The sequence below is a fragment of the Dickeya oryzae genome, assembly GCF_020406815.2.
GTDB lineage: Bacteria > Pseudomonadota > Gammaproteobacteria > Enterobacterales > Enterobacteriaceae > Dickeya > Dickeya oryzae.
The window spans coordinates 1,590,648-1,610,185 of the sequence record NZ_CP162670.1; the positions used below are offsets into that span (position 1 = coordinate 1,590,648).

The following is a 19,538-nucleotide window of genomic DNA, read 5'->3' on the forward strand; positions in this document are numbered from 1 at the left end:
CATGTGTTTGGGCGTTCCCGGTAAAGTGGTCGCTGTCGGGCCGGACCTGCATTATCCGGCACGGGTGGATGTGTGTGGTGTACAGCGCGAGGTAAATATTGCGCTGGTATGTGAAGGCGACCCGGCAGAGTTGGTCGGCCAGTGGGTACTGGTGCATGTCGGTTTCGCCATGAGTTTGCTCGATGAGCAGGAAGCACAGGAAACGCTGGCGGCGCTGCAATCCATGCAGGCGGTTGGACTGGAGCTGGATGAAGTCAGGCAAACCGGAGCCATTTATGCAGTACGTTGATGAATTTCGTGATCCCGAACTGGCGAAATCGTTGTTACAGCGCATTCAGGCGTTGGTTGACGACATGCCGCATTTAAAGGCGCGCCCATTGCAACTGATGGAGGTGTGCGGCGGGCATACCCATGCCATTTTTAAGTTCGGTATCGACCGGCTATTGCCGCCGGAAATTGAGTTTGTGCATGGGCCGGGTTGCCCGGTGTGCGTACTGCCGATGGGGCGGATCGATGCCTGTCTGGAGATAGCCGCTCGCCCGGAGGTGATCTTTTGTACTTTCGGCGACGCCATGCGGGTGCCGGGTCGGAACGGATCGTTGCAGGACGCCCGACGCCACGGCGCGGATGTCCGGGTGGTTTATTCCCCGCTGGATGCGCTGGCGCTGGCGGAGCAACATCCTGATCGACAAGTGGTGTTCTTCGGACTGGGATTTGAAACCACCATGCCGAGCACCGCACTGACCCTGCAACAAGCCAAACGTCGCGGTATCGATAACTTTTCGCTGTTTTGCCAGCACATCACTATCATTCCGACACTCAAAAGCCTGCTAGAGCAACCCGATTTGCGTATCGACGGTTTTCTGGCTCCGGGGCATGTCAGTATGGTGATTGGCGCCTATCCTTATCAGCCGCTGTGCGAGCAATTCCATAAACCGTTCGTGGTTACGGGTTTTGAGCCGTTGGATATCCTGCAAGCACTGTTGATGCTGGTGCAACAACTGCATGATGAACGCTGCGAAGTGGAAAACCAGTATCGTCGTATCGTGCCGGACAGTGGTAATACGCTGGCGCAGCAGGCGATGGCCGAGGTATTTGAAACCAAGGCCAGCAGTGAATGGCGTGGGTTGGGCGAAATTGCCAATTCCGGTATGCAGTTGCGGGCAGAGTATGCGGCATTTGATGCTGAACGCCGTTTCAAACCGCAGCAGCAACAGGTGGCGGATGAACCGCTGTCACGTTGCGGTGATGTGCTCACCGGGCGTTGCAAACCGGGTGATTGCCCGTTGTTTGGTCAGCGTTGTACACCGCAAAATGCTATCGGCGCGTTGATGGTGTCCTCGGAAGGCGCTTGTGCCGCTTATTACCAGTATCGACGGGAGTGCGCCTGATGAAGAACACCTTATTGCCAAAAGAAATTACCCTGGCGCATGGCAGCGGCGGGCAGGCGATGCAACAACTGATTGAAGGCCTGTTCCTGCAGGCGTTCGATAACCCATTATTGGCGGAACGTGAAGATCAGGCGCGTTTGTCGCTGGCGGAGCTGAATGCCGAGGGTGACCGGCTGGCGTTTACCACCGACAGCTATGTTATCGACCCGATCGAATTTCCCGGCGGTAATATTGGCAAGCTGGCGGTATGCGGTACGGCTAACGATCTGGCGGTCAGTGGTGCTGTGCCGCGTTACCTCTCCTGTGGTTTTATTCTGGAGGAAGGGCTGGCGGGAGAAACGCTGCTGCGCATCGTCAATTCGATGGCGCAAACTGCCCGCGAGGCGGGTATCCAAATCGTCACCGGTGATACCAAAGTGGTGCCGCGCGGTGCGGCGGACAAAATTTTCATCAATACTGCGGGTATTGGCGTGATTCCACCACATGTGCAGTGGGGCACCGGTGAAATTCGCCCCGGTGACCGTTTGATCGTCAGTGGTACGCTGGGGGATCACGGTGCCACCATTCTGAATTTGCGTGAAAAGCTGGGACTGGAAGCTGAATTGACCAGCGATTGCGCGGTACTGGCACCGTTGATTGCGCCACTGCGCGAGATTGATGGCGTACGTGCTCTGCGCGATGCCACCCGTGGTGGGGTGACGGCAATCCTGCACGAATTCGCGCAAGCCAGTGGTTGCGGCATGGAAATACAGGAAAGCGCGTTACCGGTCAAAACGGCGGTGCGTGGTATCTGTGAACTGCTGGGGCTGGAAGCGCTCAATTTCGCCAATGAAGGTAAACTGGTGCTGGCGGTGTCGCCAGAAGCGGAACGCCGGGTCCTGGACGTTTTACAGTCTCACCCATTGGGACGCGATGCTGCGGTAATCGGCAGCGTCACCGATAAAAAACAGGTACGCCTGTGCGGCGTATTCGGCACCTCCCGCCTGCTGGATTTACCCCACAGCGAGCCTATGCCGAGGATTTGCTGACAAGCAGCTGTTGATAAACAGCCGAACTGTTTTTATCGACAAGATAGTGAGGGATTTCGTGCGCGATAAGCCATATGGTTTCTCTGTTATTTCGTCGCACGCACGACAAGGAGAGGCTCAAACGCCGCCTCTCCTTGACCACTGGCTGGTAGCTAAACTGTGCCGCTGCGCGGTGCCTTCGGCGTTCGCCTTCGCTGTTCGGGCCGCCCATGACGCGTTCCCGACGCGGCACGGGCTTTCGCCGCATCCATGCGGCTCACCCGGCGAAGCCGCCCACCTCAGCACAGTTTTTGACGCAGAAAAAACGAACATTCGCGTCTTTGCTGTAGAAACTTCATCCTATAGATCCCAAGTATAGGTTCTTACCTATGTCAGCAATTAATGTACAGACGACATCAGGCGTTGAAATTCGCGTTAAGGGCAAAGTGCAGGGGGTGGGGTTTCGGCCTTATGTCTGGCAAATTGCTCACCGGCTTGGTGCCAAAGGCAGCGTGCTGAATGATGGCGCGGGGGTGTTAGTCCGGCTGTGGCCGGTGAGCGCCGAGGCGGATTTCATTGCTGCGCTATACGCTGAGTGCCCGCCGCTGGCGCAGATTGACCAGGTCACCTGTCAGCCTTATCGCTGGGAAACACCACCGGACGATTTCATCATTGAACACAGCGGTGCCGGGCAGATGGATACCCACATTGTGCCGGATGCGGCGACCTGTGATGCCTGCCGTCAGGAGCTGTTTGATCCGCGCGATCGTCGCTACCGTTATCCGTTTATCAACTGCACCCATTGTGGCCCGCGTTTTACTATCATCCGCCAGATGCCGTACGACCGCCCGAATACGGCGATGGCGAGGTTCCCGTTTTGCCCCACCTGTCAGCAGGAATACCAACATCCGGCGGATCGGCGCTTTCATGCTCAACCCAACGCCTGCCCAACCTGCGGGCCGCAGGTGTGGCTGAGTGATGCCTCGGGTGTCGTGGTGCGTGGTGATGACGCTATTATGCAAGCGGCCGCCGCATTATGTGCCGGGCAGATTGTGGCAGTAAAAGGACTGGGTGGTTTTCATCTGGCTTGTGACGCTACCCATGCGCAGGCAGTGGCACGACTGCGTGAGCGCAAGCACCGTCCGGCCAAGCCGCTGGCGGTGATGTTGCCGGGCGCTGACTGGCTCACTCAATGCAGCGGTGTGGAAAACCCTGCGCCCGCGCTGCGTCTGATGCAAAGCCCGGCGGCACCGATCGTACTGCTACCGCTGCGCCACGATGGTGTCCTGGCAGCAGGTATTGCCCCCGGTTTGGATGAAGTGGGATTAATGCTGCCTGCCAACCCATTACAGCACTTACTGTTGGCAGCGGTGGGCCGACCGCTGGTGATGACTTCTGGCAATGCCAGTGGTAAACCGCCTGCGCTGGATAACACGCAGGCGCTGGCTGAACTGGCGGCTATCGCTGACCTGTGGTTGCTGCATGATCGCGATATTGTGCAGCGGGCCGATGACTCGGTGGTGAGGATGCAGGATGAACGGGCGGAGATGCTGCGGCGCGCGCGCGGTTATGTGCCGGATGCCCTGCCGTTGCCGCCGGGATTTAGCCAACAGCCCGCGTTATTAGCTATGGGGGCCGACCTCAAAAATACCTTCTGCCTGCTGCGTGATGGTTCTGCGATTGTCAGCCAGCACTTGGGTGATCTGGCTGATGACGAGGTGGAACAGCAGTACCAGCAGGCGCAGAGGCTGTTTGCTGATATCTACCGGTTTACGCCGCAGGCCATCGCGGTGGATGCTCACCCGGGGTATGTCAGCCGTCGTTTGGGGCAGCAACAGGCGCAACAGTGGGGCATCCCCTGCATCGAGGTATTGCACCATCACGCGCATATCGTTGCCTGTCTGGCGGAACACCGCTGGCCGCGTGACGCCGGACCGGTCATCGGGCTGGCGTTGGATGGCATTGGCTATGGCGGTGATAACCGCTGGTGGGGCGGTGAGTGCCTGCGGGTGGATTACAGCCAGTGCCAGCATCTGGGCGGGTTGCCTGTGGTGGCGTTGCCGGGCGGCGATCTGGCAGCACGCCAGCCGTGGCGTAATCTACTGGCACAGTTTCTGGCGTTTGTACCGGATTGGGCGTCATTGCCGCAAGCGGGGGTGATTCCTGTCGCTGCGCGGCCGTTGCTAACGCGTGCTATTGAGCGCGGTCTGAATTCTCCGCTGGCTTCATCCGCTGGCCGGTTGTTTGATGCCGTTGCCGCCGCTTGTGGATTTGACGGCGAACAAAGCTGGGAAGGGGAGGCGGCTTGCTGGCTGGAAGCGCTGGCCCGGCAACATCAACAGACCCGATCGCCGGTGACGCTACCGTTATCCGGTTACCAGTTGGATCTGGCTACGTTCTGGCGGCAGTTTCTGGCCTGGCACGCGACACCGGCTGACCGTGCGTTTGCGTTTCATGTGGCGTTGGCTGACGGGCTGGCGGCGCTGGTGCGTCAGGCATCACGGGAGTACGGGCTGAATACGGTGGTGTGCTCAGGCGGGGTGATGCATAACCGTTTGCTGGTTGCACTGCTGCGTGAACGGCTGGCGGATGTGACATTGCTGATGCCGTCACGGTTACCGGCCGGCGACGGTGGGCTGGCGTTGGGGCAGGCGTTGATTGCCGCCAGCCGTCTGTCAACACAAGGGGAACTGTTATAGCTTCTTTTCACCGGACTGTATCTGTTCTGATAAGGTGCGCCGTGCTACCGTTGCGCACCACTACGCAGCGGCAGAGGATTCGGTATGGACGAAGTGAAACGTATTCTGAATGAAGAAATCGAACGTCTGAATCGTGAGGAGCGGCGCGATAACCGCATTCGTTTCAGTCGCCGCTTTATGGTCACCCACCCTTATTTATTCGGCGGCATGCTGGCGAGTTATGTGCCGGTGGCGTTGATTTTGTGGTACGCACCCTATTTCGGCCTGCCTTATGTGGTGGGGTTTACGTTGTTTCTGGCGCTGATGTCGCTGGCGATGTCGATGGATATCAACCCGCGCTATCGCTTTGAAGATATCGACACGCTGGATCTGCGGGTGTGCTACAACGGCGAGTGGTATAACAGTCGGCATGTGTCGGCACAGACGCTGGAGGCCTTGCTGCATAATCCACAAGTCGCCGCCGCGGTAAAAGAGGGAATCGCCCGTTTGTTGCAAACCAAGGGGTACCTCTATTTCTACGATGTTTTTTCTCTGGCCTACCGTTCAACCGCTGCCCGTTGAAGGAGCGGTGTGCCTTTCTGCGCGCCTTTATCGCGGTGAATAAAAATCAACAGCATGAAGCGATGACAGGGCGCGTCCTGCGTGATACGTTCAAAACTCATCTTGTTTACCGTTCTTCGAGGCCAGCGACGCGCTATGACGATGCGAAACGCAGATTGTCCTTCCTCATCACGTTCTCCTTCTTTACTCATCGTCCAGATGGGGGAACCCCCTGAGCCTATCGCGCAGGCTGTCGGTCAACAGGCGGACTGGTTTTGCAGCGCACTGGCGGCGCAAGGCGTGCAACTGCATGTGGTGCGGCCAGACGCCGGTGACGCCTTGCCGCACCCCGGTGAGCATGATGCTGCCATTATCAGTGGCTCCTGGTCGATGGTGACTGACCGGCTGGACTGGAGCGAGCGTACCGCTGAGTGGCTACGCCAGAGCGTGCAGGTCGGGTTGCCGGTGCTGGGCGTGTGCTACGGCCATCAGTTGTTGGCGCATGCGTTGGGCGGCACGGTGGCGGATAACCCGAATGGACGTGAGATGGGGCTTAAGACGGTAACGCTGCATGATCATGCCGCGAATGACGCGTTGCTGACGGCGGTACCGACACAGTTTAGCGCTTACCTCAGCCATCTTCAGTCTGTGGTGACGCCCCCACCGGGTGCACAGGTGCTGGCGGCGTCAGAACAGGATGGATGCCAGATTATTCGTTACACGCCGCATACCTTGTCATTCCAGTTCCACCCCGAGATGGATGCCGCGGTGATGAACGCCTGCCTGCGCCACTGCGCCTTGCCGGAAATAACCCATAGCGCTGAGCCGGTGTGGGCGCGGCGGTTGCTGCTGGATTTTGTCCAGCAGGCGTTGTCCCGCTAAGGAGCATGGCACTGGCTAAGTTCGAACAACTGGCTGACCAGATGCGCGAGCAGTTACAGTCGCGTATCTGGCAACCGGGGGAAAAACTGCCGTCGTTGCGCGAAAAGGCGGTGCATTCGGGTCTGAGTCTGATGACGGTGCTGCATGCCTATCAGCTACTGGAAAGTCAGGGCTGGATTGTGTCGCGCCCGCAATCGGGCTATTACGCCGCCCCGCGCATTGAACGCCCGTCTGCGCCAGTGAGCGAGGGTGAAGCGGTGCATTTGACGGAAAACGTGGATGTTAACCGCTTCATTTTTGATGTGCTGCACGCCAGCCGTTCGCCCGGCGTGGTGCCGTTTGGGTCGGCCTTTCCCGATCCCCGGTTGTTTCCTCAGCGCCAGTTAACCCGCTCACTGGCGACGGTAGCACGCCGTATGCAACCGGAGAGTGCGCTGGATAACCTGCCGCCCGGCAATGAACGTTTACGCAAACAGATAGCCCAGCGCTATGCGCTGCAAGGTATCGCGGTATCGCCGGAGGAAATAGTCATTACCAGCGGTGCCATGGAGTCACTGAACCTCAGCCTGCAAATGTTGACCCGCCCCGGCGATTATGTGGTGGTGGAGTCGCCGTCGTTTTACGGCGCATTGCAGGCTATCGAACGTTTGCAGTTGAAGGCGATTGCTATCGCCACACATCCGCATACCGGTATTGATCTGGCGGCATTGCGACAGGCATTGCAGGACTATCCGATCCGCGCTTGCTGGCTGATGACCAATTTTCATAACCCGCTCGGTTGTACGCTGGCATGGGAGAAAAAGCAGCAACTGGCCACGCTGTTGAGCGAGCATCAGGTACCGTTGATTGAAGATGATGTCTACAGTGAGCTGTACGCCGGTCCTCATCGGCCGCTGCCGGTCAAAGCGTTGGATACGCAAGGCCAGGTACTGCACTGCTCTTCGTTTTCAAAAAATCTGGTCGCCGGATTTCGTGTTGGTTGGGTGGCGGCAGGTCGCTTTGCGCAAGGCGTCCAGCGGCTGCAACTGATGAGTACACTGTCTGCCAGTGCACCGATGCAATTGGCGGTGGCCGATTATCTGGCGACCAGTAGTTACGATAGTCATCTGCGGCGTCTGCGGCGAACGCTTGAGCAACGCAAACACCGCTTGTACCAGGCAATGAAAGCGCACTTCCCGTCCGGTGTGGATATTTACTACGCCGATGGTGGCTATTTTCTGTGGCTGGGGTTGCCAGAGGGCATCAACAGTATTGACCTGTATCAGCAGGCACTGGCGCTGAATATCAGTATCGCGCCGGGCCGCATGTTCACGACCAGCGATAAGTTTGATCGCTATTTCCGTATTAATACTTCCTTCGAATGGCAGGAGAAAATAGAAAATGCCATTATCGCGTTGGCGACATTGTTGAAAAACGCACTCTCCTCGTCCTGAACGGTAACTCGCGTTATTTATCGTTTCCCATCAAAAATAATCGATTCGCGGTCATATCATGTCGGGCGTTATTTATTTTACACCGCCTGCGGTATTTATTTTTTTATCATCAGACGTGGTATTCCTCTTTTTCCGAAGGAACAGATACTCTGTTTTGTTTATAAAGAAAATCTTAATTATTTCTCGTTGGTATAACGTGGGGGAGAGCCTTCGGTAGCAATCGATATGTAAATAAATATACAGCGATACAAAGGTTTGGCTCTCCTGATAATGAGAATGATTATTCTTAACTGCGTAATAACGTTAAAAAACAGCCGTGCTACGACGAATTGTGACTTATTTGTTGTTATTGAGATAATTAATTGGCGCTTTTTATTCGTCGGTACATAATACATATGTTTGATAGGGGTTTATGCACTCACCCTGTCAGCATTCATTCATATTAATAAAGCATTAATACATAAAATACGATATTACCCCCAATAATCAGAGTTGCGGGACAACGTGTTGAACAACGCCGCGCGTTGCCTTTTCAGGGTAGGGCTCAGGTGAGCCTGATAGCACAGCCGATGGACCTGCAATTCGACGTATGACGGGTATAGCTCTGAGTGATGTCGTGCGAGGAATCTCCCATGCAGGTCAGCAGAAGGCAGTTCTTTAAAATATGCGCAGGCGGTATGGCCGGAACGACGGTCACCGCTCTGGGGTTCTCGCCCAGTGCGGCGTTAGCCGAAACGCGGCAATACAAGCTATTGCGAGCCAAAGAAACCCGGAATAATTGCACTTACTGTTCAGTCGGGTGCGGTATTCTGATGTACAGCCTGGGCGATGGCGCTAAAAACGCCCACGCCTCCATTTACCACATTGAAGGGGATCCGGATCATCCGGTGAGCCGTGGTTCGTTGTGCCCGAAAGGGGCTGGTCTGGTTGATTTTATTCATAGCGATCAGCGACTGAAGTACCCGGAATACCGTGCGCCGGGATCGGACAAATGGCAGCGCATCAGTTGGGAAGAGGCGTTCGATCGCATCGCCGCATTGATGAAAAAAGATCGCGACGCCAATTTCGTTGAGAAAAACGTCGCCGGTGTGACGGTTAACCGATGGTTGACCACCGGGATGCTGTGCTCCTCCGCTGCCAGTAATGAAACCGGGATACTGGATCAAAAATTTGCCCGTGCACTGGGTATGATCGGCATCGATACGCAAGCGCGTTTGTGTCATGGCCCAACGGTGGCGGCGTTGGCACCGACCTTCGGTCGCGGTGCGATGACCAATAACTGGGTCGATATCAAGAACGCCAATGTGATTCTGGTGATGGGGGGTAACCCGGCAGAAGCGCACCCGGTCGGATTCAAATGGGCGGTCGAAGCCAAGATTCACAACGGTGCCAAACTGATTGTCGTCGACCCGCGTTTTAACCGCTCGGCTGCTGTTGCCGACATGTACTCACCGATTCGCGCCGGGTCCGATATCACTTTCCTGCTCGGTGTTGTCAATTATCTGCTTACCCACAACAAAGTGCAGATGCCGTATGTGAAGGCGTATACCAACGCCAGCCTGATCGTTCGTGACGATTACCACTTTGATGAAGGCTTGTTTAGCGGTTACGACGAAAAAGAGCACAAATACGACCGCACCAGTTGGCAGTATGCGCTGGATGAAAACGGCTTTGCCAAACGTGATGACACACTCAGCGATCCGCGCTGCGTCTGGAACCTGCTCAAAGAGCACGTCAGCCGTTATACGCCGGATCTGGTGACCAATGTCTGTGGTACGCCGAAACAGGATTTTCTAACCATCTGTGAGCAACTGGCCTCGACCTGCGTACCGGATCGCACCGCGACCATTATGTACGCCCTTGGCTGGACACAGCACACCGCAGGCGCACAGATCATCCGTACCGCAGCCATGATGCAGATGTTGCTGGGTAACGTCGGTATGGCGGGTGGCGGTGTGAATGCACTGCGCGGTCACTCGAATATTCAGGGCTACACCGATTTGGGGTTGTTGTCGCTGAACCTGCCGGGCTATATGCCGCTGCCATCGGAAAAACAAACCTCGCTGGCGATGTATCTCGATCAGATAACACCGAAAGCGTTGCTGCCGGATCAGGTTAACTATTGGAAGAATACGCCGAAGTTCTTTATCAGCATGCTGAAGAGTTTCTGGGGCGATAAAGCGAACAAAGAGAATGACTGGGGTTACGACTGGCTGCCGAAGTGGGACAAGAGCTACGACGCGCTGGCGTATTCCCGCATGATGCTGGATGGCAAGGTCAACGGTTATATCGTGCAGGGGTTCAACCCGATGGCGGCCTTCGCGGACTCCAACCGGGCTCGTGATGCCCTGAAGAAACTGAAATATCTGGTGATCATTGACCCACTGGCGACCGAAACCTCCAACTTCTGGCAGAACCACGGTGAGCTGAACGATGTCGACCCCAGTAAGATTCAGACTGAGGTGTTCCGCCTGCCGTCGAGCTGTTTTGCCGAGGAAAACGGCTCCATCGTTAACTCCGGCCGCTGGTTGCAATGGCACTATCAGGGCGCAGAGCCGCCAGGTGAAGCGCGCCACGACGGGGTGATTATCGCCGGCCTGTTCCTGCGTCTGCGTGAGCTGTATGCCAAAGAAGGTGGCGCTAATCCTGAGCCCGTGTTGAACATGAGCTGGAATTACCTGCAACCGGAAGACCCGTCCGCCGAGGAAATTACCAAAGAAGCCAACGGCCGCGCGCTGGCGGATCTGTACGACGATAAAGGCAACCTGTTGTTGAAGAAAGGGCAACTGCTGCCTGATTTCTCGGTGCTGCGCGATGACGGCAGCACGGCCAGCTTCTGCTGGATTTACGCCGGTTCGTGGACAGAGGCGGGTAACCAGATGGCGCGTCGCGACAACGCCGACCCGTCAGGCCTGGGCTGTACGCCGGGCTGGGCCTGGTGCTGGCCGCAAAACCGCCGCATCCTTTACAACCGTGCGTCGGCTGACGAACAAGGCCGCCCGTGGGATCCAAAACGTGAGCTGATTCGCTGGAACGGCCAGAAGTGGACGGGGATAGACGTGCCTGATTTCGCCGCCACCGTGCCGCCGGGTAGCGCGGCTGGCCCGTTTATTATGAACGCCGAAGGGCTGGGGCGTCTGTTCGCTATCGACAAGATGGCCGAAGGGCCGTTCCCGGCGCACTATGAGCCGCTGGAATCGCCACTGAAAACCAACCCGGTTTACAGCAAGGTTCAGGTTAACCCGGCTGCCCGTATTCTGCCTGCCGACCGTCCGTATATGGGAACGGTGGAAGAATTCCCGTTTGTTGCCACGACCTACTCGATTACCGAGTTGTTCCGCCACTGGACGAAACACGCGCGTCTTAACGCTATCGTTCAGCCAGAGCAGTTTGTGGAAATCGGTGAAGGGCTGGCGAAGCAGAAGGGTATTCAAGCGGGCGATGTCGTGAAAGTCAGCAGTAAACGAGGATATATCAAGGCGAAGGCAGTCGTTACCAAGCGTATCCGTACCCTGATGATTCAGGGCAAACCGGTGGAAACCATCGGCGTGCCTTGTCACTGGGGCTTTGAAGGCACCACCCAGAAAGGCTTTATGGCGAATATCCTGACGCCGCATGTCGGTGACGCCAACAGTCAGACGCCGGAATACAAGGCGTTTCTGGTTAATGTGGAAAAAGCGTAGTCGCGGAGAAACATTATGGCAATGCAATCACAAGATATTATCCGTCGCTCCGCGACTAACTCACTGACGCCACCGCCGCAGGCCCGCAACCACAAAGAGCAGGTTGCCAAACTGATCGATGTGACCACCTGTATCGGCTGTAAAGCGTGTCAGGTGGCCTGTTCCGAGTGGAACGACATCCGTGACGAAGTGGGGCATAACGTAGGGGTGTACGACAACCCGACCGATTTGAGCGCCAAGTCCTGGACGGTCATGAAGTTTGCCGAGTTCGAGGAAAACGGCAAGCTGGAGTGGCTTATCCGTAAGGATGGCTGCATGCACTGTGCCGACCCGGGCTGCCTGAAGGCGTGCCCGTCGGAAGGCGCGATTATCCAGTACGCTAACGGCATCGTCGATTTTCAGTCCGAGCACTGCATCGGTTGTGGCTACTGTATCGCTGGCTGCCCGTTCAATGTGCCGCGCATGAATAAGGACGATAACAAGGTGTACAAGTGCACCTTGTGTGTCGATCGTGTGGAAGTCGGCCAGGAGCCGTCGTGCGTGAAAACCTGCCCGACCGGTGCGATTCATTTCGGTACCAAAGACGAGATGAAAGTGCTGGCGGCCGAACGGGTGAAAGACCTGAGCAGCCGCGGTTATCAGAATGCCGGTCTGTACGACCCGGCTGGGGTGGGGGGCACACATGTGATGTACGTGCTGCATCATGCAGACCGGCCAGAGCTGTATAACGGTCTGCCCGCTAACCCGACCATCAGCCCGGCGGTTACCTTCTGGAAAGGCATTTGGAAGCCGCTGGCGGCCATCGGTTTTGCCGCCACCTTCGCGGCCAGCGTATTCCACTACGTGGGTATCGGCCCGAACCGGGTAGAAGATGATGACGACGCGCACCACGAGGGCAAGCAGCATGAAAAAGAGTAATCGAATTCAGCGTTACAGCGCCCCCGAGCGCATTAATCACTGGATTGTGGCGTTCTGCTTTGTGTTTGCCGCACTCAGCGGATTAGGGTTTTTCTTCCCGTCGCTCAACTGGCTGATGAGTGTGCTGGGCACGCCACAACTGGCGCGTATCCTGCACCCGTTTGTCGGCGTGGTGATGTTTGTCGCCTTCCTGCTGATGTTTTTACGTTACTGGAAACACAACCTGATTGAGCGCAGCGATTTGGAGTGGGCGAAAAATATCCACAAAATCGCTCGCAACGAAGAGGTTGGCGATACCGGTCGGTACAACTTCGGTCAGAAGTGCGTGTTTTGGCTGGCGATTCTCTGTCTGCTGCTGTTGCTGGCAAGCGGGATTGTGATTTGGCGGCCTTACTTTGCGCCATCGTTCTCCATCCCGGTGATCCGTGCCGCGTTGGTGGTGCACTCGGTATCCGCCGTCGGTTTGATCCTGACTATCATGGTGCATGTGTACGCCGCGCTGTGGGTGAAGGGCACCATCACCGCGATGGTGGAAGGCTGGGTATCCAGCGGTTGGGCGAAGAAACACCACCCGCGTTGGTATCGTGAGCTGCAATCCAAAGGGCAGGATAAGCACTGATCCTCATTGCAAACCAGGTCAAGGAGAGGCGGCGTTGAGCCTCTCCTTGTCGTGCGTGCGATGAGGTAACAAAGAAACGACACCGTTTATCTCGCACGAAACTTTTCCCTGATCAGACAAACTGACTCGTTCACAAAGCAACATGGCTGTTTGCCTACAGCCTAACTCACCTATTTACCAGTTTTGCCGGTAGCGCTACTACCAACAGCGAACTGAGCAACAGGCAGAAAGCAAAGAACCACAGCGCGCCATTACCGCTACCGGTTAACTCCATCGCAAAACCCATGATGGAGTTACTCACCAGACCGGCGATGTTAGCCAGCGAACAGGCCAGTGCAAAGCCGGTGGCCGCGGCGGTACCGGTGAGAAAGGTCGCTGGCAGGCTGAAGAATACCGGCACGGTGCCAATGATGGCGGCCTGTGCCACCGAGAACAGCAACACCGTCATCACGATATTGTGGGTGAAGAGGGTACTGGCTGCCATGGCTGCCGCACCGAGCCAAAATGGCACAATGATATGCCAGCGTCGTTCGCGTAAGCGGTCAGAACTGGCTCCCAGCAGCACCATACCTGCCAATGCCGCGATACTGGGGACGGCGGTCAGTACGCCAATCTGTCCGATGTCAGCCACACCGGCCTGTTTAATGAAGGTCGGTAGCCAAAACCCCATCGCATAAGCACACAGCAAAATCGAAAAGTCGATACCACCCAGCATCCAAACCTTCAGGTTCAGAAAACCGTCGCGAAAGCGGTGCTTCAGGTACGGCGCTTCACGGGTGTCAATGGCCAGATCGGCACGCACCTGCATTCTTTCTGCTTCATTCAACCAGTGCGCCTGCTCAATGTTTTCCGGCAGGAGCCAGAAAGTCAGCACACCCAGTAGTACACTTGGCAGCCCTTCCAGCAGGAACATCCACTGCCAGCCGTGTAGCCCATAAGCAGAATCAAAATGCGACATGATAAAGCCAGACAGCGGCGCACCCACCACACTGGAAAGCGGCAGGCCAATCATGAACAGGGAAATAATGCGACCGCGTCGCCAGGAGGGGAACCAGCGCGTCAGGTAAAACAGCACACCGGGGAGAAAACCGGCTTCGGCAGCACCCAGCAGAAAACGCAGAACATAGAACTGACCCGGTGTGGTGACAAACAGGGTTGCGGCGGATAGCAGCCCCCAGCTTATCATGATGCGTGCAATCCATAGTCGTGCGCCGACACGTTGCAAAATCAGATTGCTGGGCACCTCAAACAAAATATAGCCGACGAAGAATAGCCCGGCACCCAGACCGAAGGCGATGTCGCTGAGCGCCAGTTGGTTTGCCATCTGGAGTTTCGCCAGCCCGATATTGATGCGATCAAGGTAGGCGGCGAGATAGCACAGACACAAAAAGGGAATCAATCGCCAGGCGATTTTGCGGTAAACCCGAGTGGTGCCCGATGGAGGCGTGTGAGAAGCAACGGCAGTCATAGATGTCGTTTCCAGCATGTAGACAGAGTTATCGTGATAGGTATTGACAGTGCTGCTTCGACATCATGCTTATCGCAATACCCTATGAACGAAAGCAGACTGGCGATGGTCAGCACGCGCAGTCGTCCCATTGTGCGGTTGATGACCCGCTGTGTCCATCCTGTTTCGTTGATGTATCCACTACGAGGTAGGCGGCGGAAAATCCTGCTGATTGTGGGGAATAACCTGCTAACATGAAGGCATCAGAACGGGCCTTCGCCGCGAGCGCCGTGTCTCTTCAACATAGATAAACAGGAAGCATCACCTGATGAGTATTCGTATTGTGCCGCAGGAGCAACTGGCTGACAGTGAGAAAACCTCAACCATCGGCGTCATTCCTCCTTTGCTGTTCGCCAACCTAAAGAGCCTGTACCGTGGCCGTGCCGAGCGCTTGCGTCAACTGGCGCAGGACCATCCGCTGGCGGATTACCTGCTGTTTGCCGCGGGTGTGGTGGAGGCGCAGGAAAAAGTGCGTCATGACCTTCCGCTTGAGGTAGATCTCACAGGGTTGTTACAGGGTAGCTCACACCGCGGTGATTTCGGTGATAACGGCGCTGTGCGCCCACCGCTGGATATCGCTACGTTGAGCCGCGATCCGCACTGGCATAAGTTGTTGCAGGCGCTGATCGAAGAACTCAAGCCTGCGGCCAGCGGTCAGGTGCTTGCCACACTGGAAAACCTGGAAAAAATGTCAGCCCAGCAGTGGGATTCGCTGGCGGATGCACTGCTCAGCCAGCAGTTCACGGCGGAGAACAACGATAAAGCCCCGTTTGTCTGGGCGGCGTTGTCGCTGTACTGGGCACAGATGGCCACGCAGTTACCGGGCCGGGCGCAGGCTGAGCAGGGTGAACATCGTCAATTCTGCCCGGTATGCGGCAGCATGCCGGTCTCCGGGGTGGTACAGATTGGCACCACCAGCGGCCTGCGTTATTTACACTGCAACCTGTGTGAGACCGAGTGGCACATGGTGCGAGTCAAATGCAGCAATTGCGAGCAGGCAGGCAAATTGCACTACTGGTCGCTCGATGATGAGAACGCGGCTATCAAAGTGGAAAGCTGTGATGACTGTGGCACGTACCTGAAGCTGCTGTATCAGGAAAAAGATCATCGGGTAGAAGCGGTGGCGGATGACCTGGCCTCGCTGGTGCTGGATGTGAAAATGGAAGAGGAAGGCTTTTCCCGTAGCAGTATCAACCCGTTCCTGTTCCCGGACAGTAACCAATAGGTGAGATAACTCAGCCTGTTGGCATGCACGGTACTGGTATTTTGGCGTCAGCGTCTGTGTCAGGCGTTGGCGTTGTATCGGTGACCCTGCTTCGACGCGTTACAATAATCATGAGCCAACGCGCTGTGTTGTCCAAAACGCAGCGCGTTTTATTCTGCAACTTAAGTTATTTAGGATATATTCTTTTTAATTCCACTCTTATGAATTAATTGTATTTGTAATTAATCCATTTTAAAAAATAAGACCATAAATAAAGAGATGTGGTGTTATTTTTTTTGTTATCTCTTTTTTATAATAAAGTATTTTCTTTCTAATATGTTGGCGTTCTTCCTCCTACCAACGAACAAGCCTGATTTTTTTATATTTTGAATGGCAAGTATAGTGGCGTTGTTCAAAGGTATTATCTGAATATGTCGTCATATTTAACTTTTCGCTACATCAGTATAATGGCTCGGTTTATTTTACGTCTTTTTATTTTCGCTGTTATTTTGTATTGATAAATTAATTTTTATTTGCCTTGCTGTGAAAAGTCGATGTATTGCGTTATTCGACGCGCAATTCGGTTGTTCTTCGGAAAATAGTGAGATATGACCATCAGGAATTATCACCTTACAGGTGATTGTGAAATATTTTCTCTAAGATATTTAAGGACTCATATAATATGGCTAATTCAACGAATGTTAATAATCTGATGGGATATACTAAAGGCGCACAGGTTATTCGTGTTAAACCCGTACGCCAACAAATTGATGCGCTTAATGACATCGTTTATTCCCAGATTAAAAGTACACAAAGAGTACAGCAGTTGGAAATGTCGTTGCTTGTCCCACGTACGACGACACTTAAACCGGCGATTGTCTACTTCCCCGGTGGTGGTTTCGCCTCCGCTGCGTATGCCAAATACATTGATGTGCGTATGGCGCTTGCGGAAGCTGGTTTTGTCGTCGCGGCGGCGGAATATCGTGTGGTGGCCGACAAATACCCGGCACTGATTGAGGATGCCAAATCGGCAGTGCGTTACTTGCGTGAACACGCAGCGGAATACGGCATTGACCCGAACCGAATTGGTGTGTTGGGTGATTCCGCCGGTGGTTATGTTGCGCAAATGATTGGTGCGACGAATGGGCTGCGTAGCTTTGATAAAGGGCGCTTTCTGGATAAATCGTCGGATGTTCAGTCGGTGGTTTCGGCGTACGGTATTTCCAATTTGTTGAGCATTGGCGAAGGCCTTCCAGAAAACCTGCTCGTAGTGCATGATTCGCCGGCGGTAACGGAAGCGTTGTTGGTCAATGGCACGGCGTTTGGGGATTTCCCCGGTGCCACCATTACCAGCGACCCGGTCAAAGCGCTTAATGCCAGCCCGATGGGGCATATCAACGGGAAAAAACCGCCGTATCTCATCATGCACGGCAGTGCGGATACTGTCGTTTCACCGTTGCAGAGCAAGCAACTGTATGAAGCGCTGGTAGCAGGCGGCAACAAAGCGGAGTACGTGCTGCTGGAGGGGGCTGGTCATGGCGATATTAACTGGTTCCAGCCGGTGATCATCAATAAGATCGTGAATTGGTTCAAACAAACGCTGGGTGAACCTATCACGCAAACGGCTCCGACCGGGGGTAACGGTACCGACGGTCAGCTGTAATAATCAGCCCGGGCTGCAGGTTATGCGGCCCGGGCTCCGGTAAAGAGACATCAACCTTCATGGAGCCTACCCGTGAAGGTTGATGTCTTTCACGTATTCTTCTTTTGCCTCTTTTCCGCTCACGCTTTTCGGGCGAGCGGTTGCGGTGATAACAGCAGATAGGCGGTAACCGCCAGCAGATAGCACCCCAAAATCACCAGTGCCATTGATAACGCGCTGGTGCTCCCGCCCAGCCCGGTAAACGGCACGCTCAGTGCACCAAAAACAAACATGTTCAGACCAATCAGTGCCGAAGCGCTGCCTGCCTTGTCGCCTTGACTCTGCATCGCCAGTGATGACGCACAGGGGCCGACAATGCCTATCATGGCGATGGCAAAAAACAATGGGATGAGAATGGCGATGAGCGGCGCATGTAACAAACCGGCCACCGTCAGTGTCAGTGCGGCAATCACCGCGATAGCCAGCCCGACGCGCAGGACGCGCTGCTCGCCAAAACGCAGACTAAAGTGGGCGGCGAGTTGTCCGGCGGCGATAAGCCCGATGCCGTTGGCTGCAAAACACAAGCTGAATGCCTGCGGGCTCAAGCCGTAGACCTCTTGCAGCACAAATGGCGAGGCACCGATGTAGGCGAACATCCCGGCACCGCACAACCCCTGAGCCAGACACAACCCCATGAACGTCCGCTCCCGCAGCAGACTACCCAATGATGACAGCATCGACCCGACACCGCCGGTGATACGCCGTTCGGCTGGCAGCGTCTCATTGAGCCGCAGCGCACTCATCGTCAGCAGCAAGCAGGCAATCACTGCCAGCAATGCAAAAATACCGCGCCAACTGGTGACGCCGAGTAGCAGCCCACCGAATACCGGCGAGAGGATGGGCGCCAGACCGTTGATCAACATCAGCAGTGAGAAAAAACGCGTCAGTGCATGACCGATGTACAGATCCCGTGCGATAGCTCTGGATAATACGGCACCACCGGCACCGGCGATGCCTTGCAACAAGCGGGCGACGAGCAACTGACCAATATCCTGTGCCAGCGCGCACCAGATGGAGGTCAGCAGCAGCATGACCAGCGAGAGCAGCAGCGGCAGGCGTCTGCCCAGTTTGTCGCTCAACGGCCCGAAGACCAACTGACCCGCGCCCAGTCCGAGTAAACCGGCGGTCAGGCTGAGTTGAGTGACGGATGTCGAGGTGGCAAACGCGGTAGCCATCTGCGGCAGCGCAGGCAGATAGAGGTCGATACACAGCGGGCCGAGAGCGGCCAGTGACCCCAGAATCAGGGCATATTCAAGCTGCGAACGGGATGATTTTTCAGTCATGGTGTTTTCTCTGGGAATAACGAATCAATCAGGGTCTGATACAACTGTTCCAGTACCGCAACCGGGGCGTGTTGCGGAATTAAGCTGCGAAACGTCGTGCCTTCACACAACGCGGCGATCAGTTCGGTTCGTGCGGCGATGTCCTCATCCGGGAAATGCGGAAAGCGTTTTTTTATCAAGGTACTGGTGTGGGTGAACATTTTCTGCTCGGCATCCCGCATGATGTCGGCTACGCGTGGGTTACGGGTCGCTTCAGAGGCCACTTCCAGCATCAGCAGGTTGTCATTGTCATCGCCATCGTCATCGCCGCCGAGGTCGGCCGGCAACTGGCGGCGGGCCAACAGCGGGATAAAACGCTGGGGGTCGCCGTTTTCAGGCGTCATGCGCTGGAGGCGAATATCGACGATACGACGCACGATCTCTTCGATGATGTCGTCTTTATTGACGAAGTAACGGTAAATCTGCCCGACGCTAAGCTGTGCCTGTCCGGCTATCTCCGCCATGCTGGCTCCGTGGAAGCCTGAGCGACGGAAGCACAGGCGGGCAGCAGCGACTATCTGGTCACGCCGGGCCTGGGTTTTCTCTTCATGATGGGGTGATGACATAACCTTGCTCCAATGCCTGGACAACCTTGTTAACGTTATCCTTGCAAATTTTATAAGAAGTCTGA

At 55.6% G+C, this 19,538-nt stretch carries 15 protein-coding genes; 12 read left to right on the forward strand and 3 right to left on the reverse strand.

Features of this window, described 5'->3' with window-relative positions:
• The first annotated feature begins 1 nt into the window (after position 1).
• From hybG to fdoI, 10 genes are all read left to right on the forward strand, one after another.
• Positions 2-289, forward strand: a complete 288-nt coding sequence (hybG, locus tag LF929_RS06915; protein WP_013318684.1) for a hydrogenase maturation factor HybG — start codon at positions 2-4, stop codon at positions 287-289.
• Positions 276-1,391 (forward strand): hydrogenase formation protein HypD, encoded by a 1,116-nt coding sequence (hypD, locus tag LF929_RS06920; protein WP_210176470.1) that lies wholly within the window; start codon positions 276-278, stop codon positions 1,389-1,391. Before hybG ends, hypD begins: the two co-directional genes overlap by 14 nt.
• Entirely contained in the window at positions 1,391-2,419 is a 1,029-nt protein-coding gene (hypE, locus tag LF929_RS06925) for a hydrogenase expression/formation protein HypE (protein ID WP_038908530.1), read from the forward strand. The genes hypD and hypE overlap by 1 nt, the downstream gene beginning before the upstream one ends.
• A 368-nt stretch (positions 2,420-2,787) precedes the next feature.
• A complete protein-coding gene (hypF, locus tag LF929_RS06930) occupies positions 2,788-5,097 on the forward strand; it encodes a carbamoyltransferase HypF (protein ID WP_226093315.1) in 2,310 nt (769 codons plus the stop codon).
• Positions 5,098-5,181: 84 nt separating this feature from the next.
• Positions 5,182-5,658 carry a YlaC family protein gene (locus tag LF929_RS06935; protein ID WP_038904999.1) on the forward strand — a complete coding sequence of 159 codons (477 nt, stop codon included), beginning with the start codon at positions 5,182-5,184 and terminating at the stop codon, positions 5,656-5,658.
• 135 nt (positions 5,659-5,793) lie between these two features.
• Positions 5,794-6,519 (forward strand): glutamine amidotransferase, encoded by a 726-nt coding sequence (locus LF929_RS06940; RefSeq protein WP_318841901.1) that lies wholly within the window; start codon positions 5,794-5,796, stop codon positions 6,517-6,519.
• A gap of 11 nt (positions 6,520-6,530) precedes the next feature.
• A complete protein-coding gene (locus LF929_RS06945; RefSeq protein WP_226093334.1) occupies positions 6,531-7,952 on the forward strand; it encodes a PLP-dependent aminotransferase family protein in 1,422 nt (473 codons plus the stop codon).
• A 632-nt stretch (positions 7,953-8,584) separates the two neighbouring features.
• Entirely contained in the window at positions 8,585-11,635 is a 3,051-nt protein-coding gene (gene fdnG, locus LF929_RS06950; protein ID WP_226093314.1) for a formate dehydrogenase-N subunit alpha, read from the forward strand.
• A 15-nt stretch (positions 11,636-11,650) separates the two neighbouring features.
• Positions 11,651-12,553: a formate dehydrogenase subunit beta gene (gene fdxH, locus LF929_RS06955; RefSeq protein WP_038908525.1), complete on the forward strand. Its 903-nt coding sequence runs from the start codon at positions 11,651-11,653 to the stop codon at positions 12,551-12,553.
• A complete protein-coding gene (gene fdoI / locus LF929_RS06960; RefSeq protein WP_012885368.1) occupies positions 12,540-13,172 on the forward strand; it encodes a formate dehydrogenase cytochrome b556 subunit in 633 nt (210 codons plus the stop codon). Before fdxH ends, fdoI begins: the two co-directional genes overlap by 14 nt.
• A gap of 166 nt (positions 13,173-13,338) precedes the next feature.
• Here fdoI and LF929_RS06965 read toward each other — a convergent pair whose 3' ends face one another.
• Positions 13,339-14,640, reverse strand: a complete 1,302-nt coding sequence (locus tag LF929_RS06965; RefSeq protein WP_038908524.1) for an MFS transporter — start codon at positions 14,638-14,640, stop codon at positions 13,339-13,341.
• Between the two features lie 307 nt (positions 14,641-14,947).
• On the opposite strand from LF929_RS06965, the gene fdhE reads away from it, so the two are divergent.
• Positions 14,948-15,904 carry a formate dehydrogenase accessory protein FdhE gene (gene fdhE / locus LF929_RS06970; RefSeq protein ID WP_226093313.1) on the forward strand — a complete coding sequence of 319 codons (957 nt, stop codon included), beginning with the start codon at positions 14,948-14,950 and terminating at the stop codon, positions 15,902-15,904.
• A gap of 661 nt (positions 15,905-16,565) precedes the next feature.
• The gene (locus LF929_RS06975; protein ID WP_038908522.1) at positions 16,566-17,546 is read left to right on the forward strand and encodes an alpha/beta hydrolase; all 981 of its coding nucleotides are present in this window, start codon (positions 16,566-16,568) and stop codon (positions 17,544-17,546) included.
• A gap of 119 nt (positions 17,547-17,665) precedes the next feature.
• Here the strand turns inward: LF929_RS06975 and LF929_RS06980 are convergent, their stop codons facing one another.
• Both LF929_RS06980 and LF929_RS06985 read right to left on the reverse strand, forming a co-directional pair.
• Entirely contained in the window at positions 17,666-18,868 is a 1,203-nt protein-coding gene (locus tag LF929_RS06980; RefSeq protein ID WP_038908520.1) for a multidrug effflux MFS transporter, read from the reverse strand.
• Positions 18,865-19,473, reverse strand: a complete 609-nt coding sequence (locus LF929_RS06985) for a TetR/AcrR family transcriptional regulator (RefSeq protein WP_210174202.1) — start codon at positions 19,471-19,473, stop codon at positions 18,865-18,867. The genes LF929_RS06980 and LF929_RS06985 overlap by 4 nt, the downstream gene beginning before the upstream one ends.
• Between the last annotated feature and the right edge of the window lie 65 nt (positions 19,474-19,538).

Coding starts and splice junctions, on each gene's coding strand:
- hybG (WP_013318684.1), top strand. CDS start 2: ATGTGTTTGGGCGTTCCCGGTAAAGTGGTCGCTGTCGGGCCGGACCTG.
- hypD (WP_210176470.1), top strand. CDS start 276: ATGCAGTACGTTGATGAATTTCGTGATCCCGAACTGGCGAAATCGTTG.
- hypE (WP_038908530.1), top strand. CDS start 1,391: ATGAAGAACACCTTATTGCCAAAAGAAATTACCCTGGCGCATGGCAGC.
- hypF (WP_226093315.1), top strand. CDS start 2,788: ATGTCAGCAATTAATGTACAGACGACATCAGGCGTTGAAATTCGCGTT.
- LF929_RS06935 (WP_038904999.1), top strand. CDS start 5,182: ATGGACGAAGTGAAACGTATTCTGAATGAAGAAATCGAACGTCTGAAT.
- LF929_RS06940 (WP_318841901.1), top strand. CDS start 5,794: ATGACGATGCGAAACGCAGATTGTCCTTCCTCATCACGTTCTCCTTCT.
- fdnG (WP_226093314.1), top strand. CDS start 8,585: ATGCAGGTCAGCAGAAGGCAGTTCTTTAAAATATGCGCAGGCGGTATG.
- fdxH (WP_038908525.1), top strand. CDS start 11,651: ATGGCAATGCAATCACAAGATATTATCCGTCGCTCCGCGACTAACTCA.
- fdoI (WP_012885368.1), top strand. CDS start 12,540: ATGAAAAAGAGTAATCGAATTCAGCGTTACAGCGCCCCCGAGCGCATT.
- LF929_RS06965 (WP_038908524.1), bottom strand. CDS start 14,640: ATGACTGCCGTTGCTTCTCACACGCCTCCATCGGGCACCACTCGGGTT.
- fdhE (WP_226093313.1), top strand. CDS start 14,948: ATGAGTATTCGTATTGTGCCGCAGGAGCAACTGGCTGACAGTGAGAAA.
- LF929_RS06975 (WP_038908522.1), top strand. CDS start 16,566: ATGGCTAATTCAACGAATGTTAATAATCTGATGGGATATACTAAAGGC.
- LF929_RS06980 (WP_038908520.1), bottom strand. CDS start 18,868: ATGACTGAAAAATCATCCCGTTCGCAGCTTGAATATGCCCTGATTCTG.
- LF929_RS06985 (WP_210174202.1), bottom strand. CDS start 19,473: ATGTCATCACCCCATCATGAAGAGAAAACCCAGGCCCGGCGTGACCAG.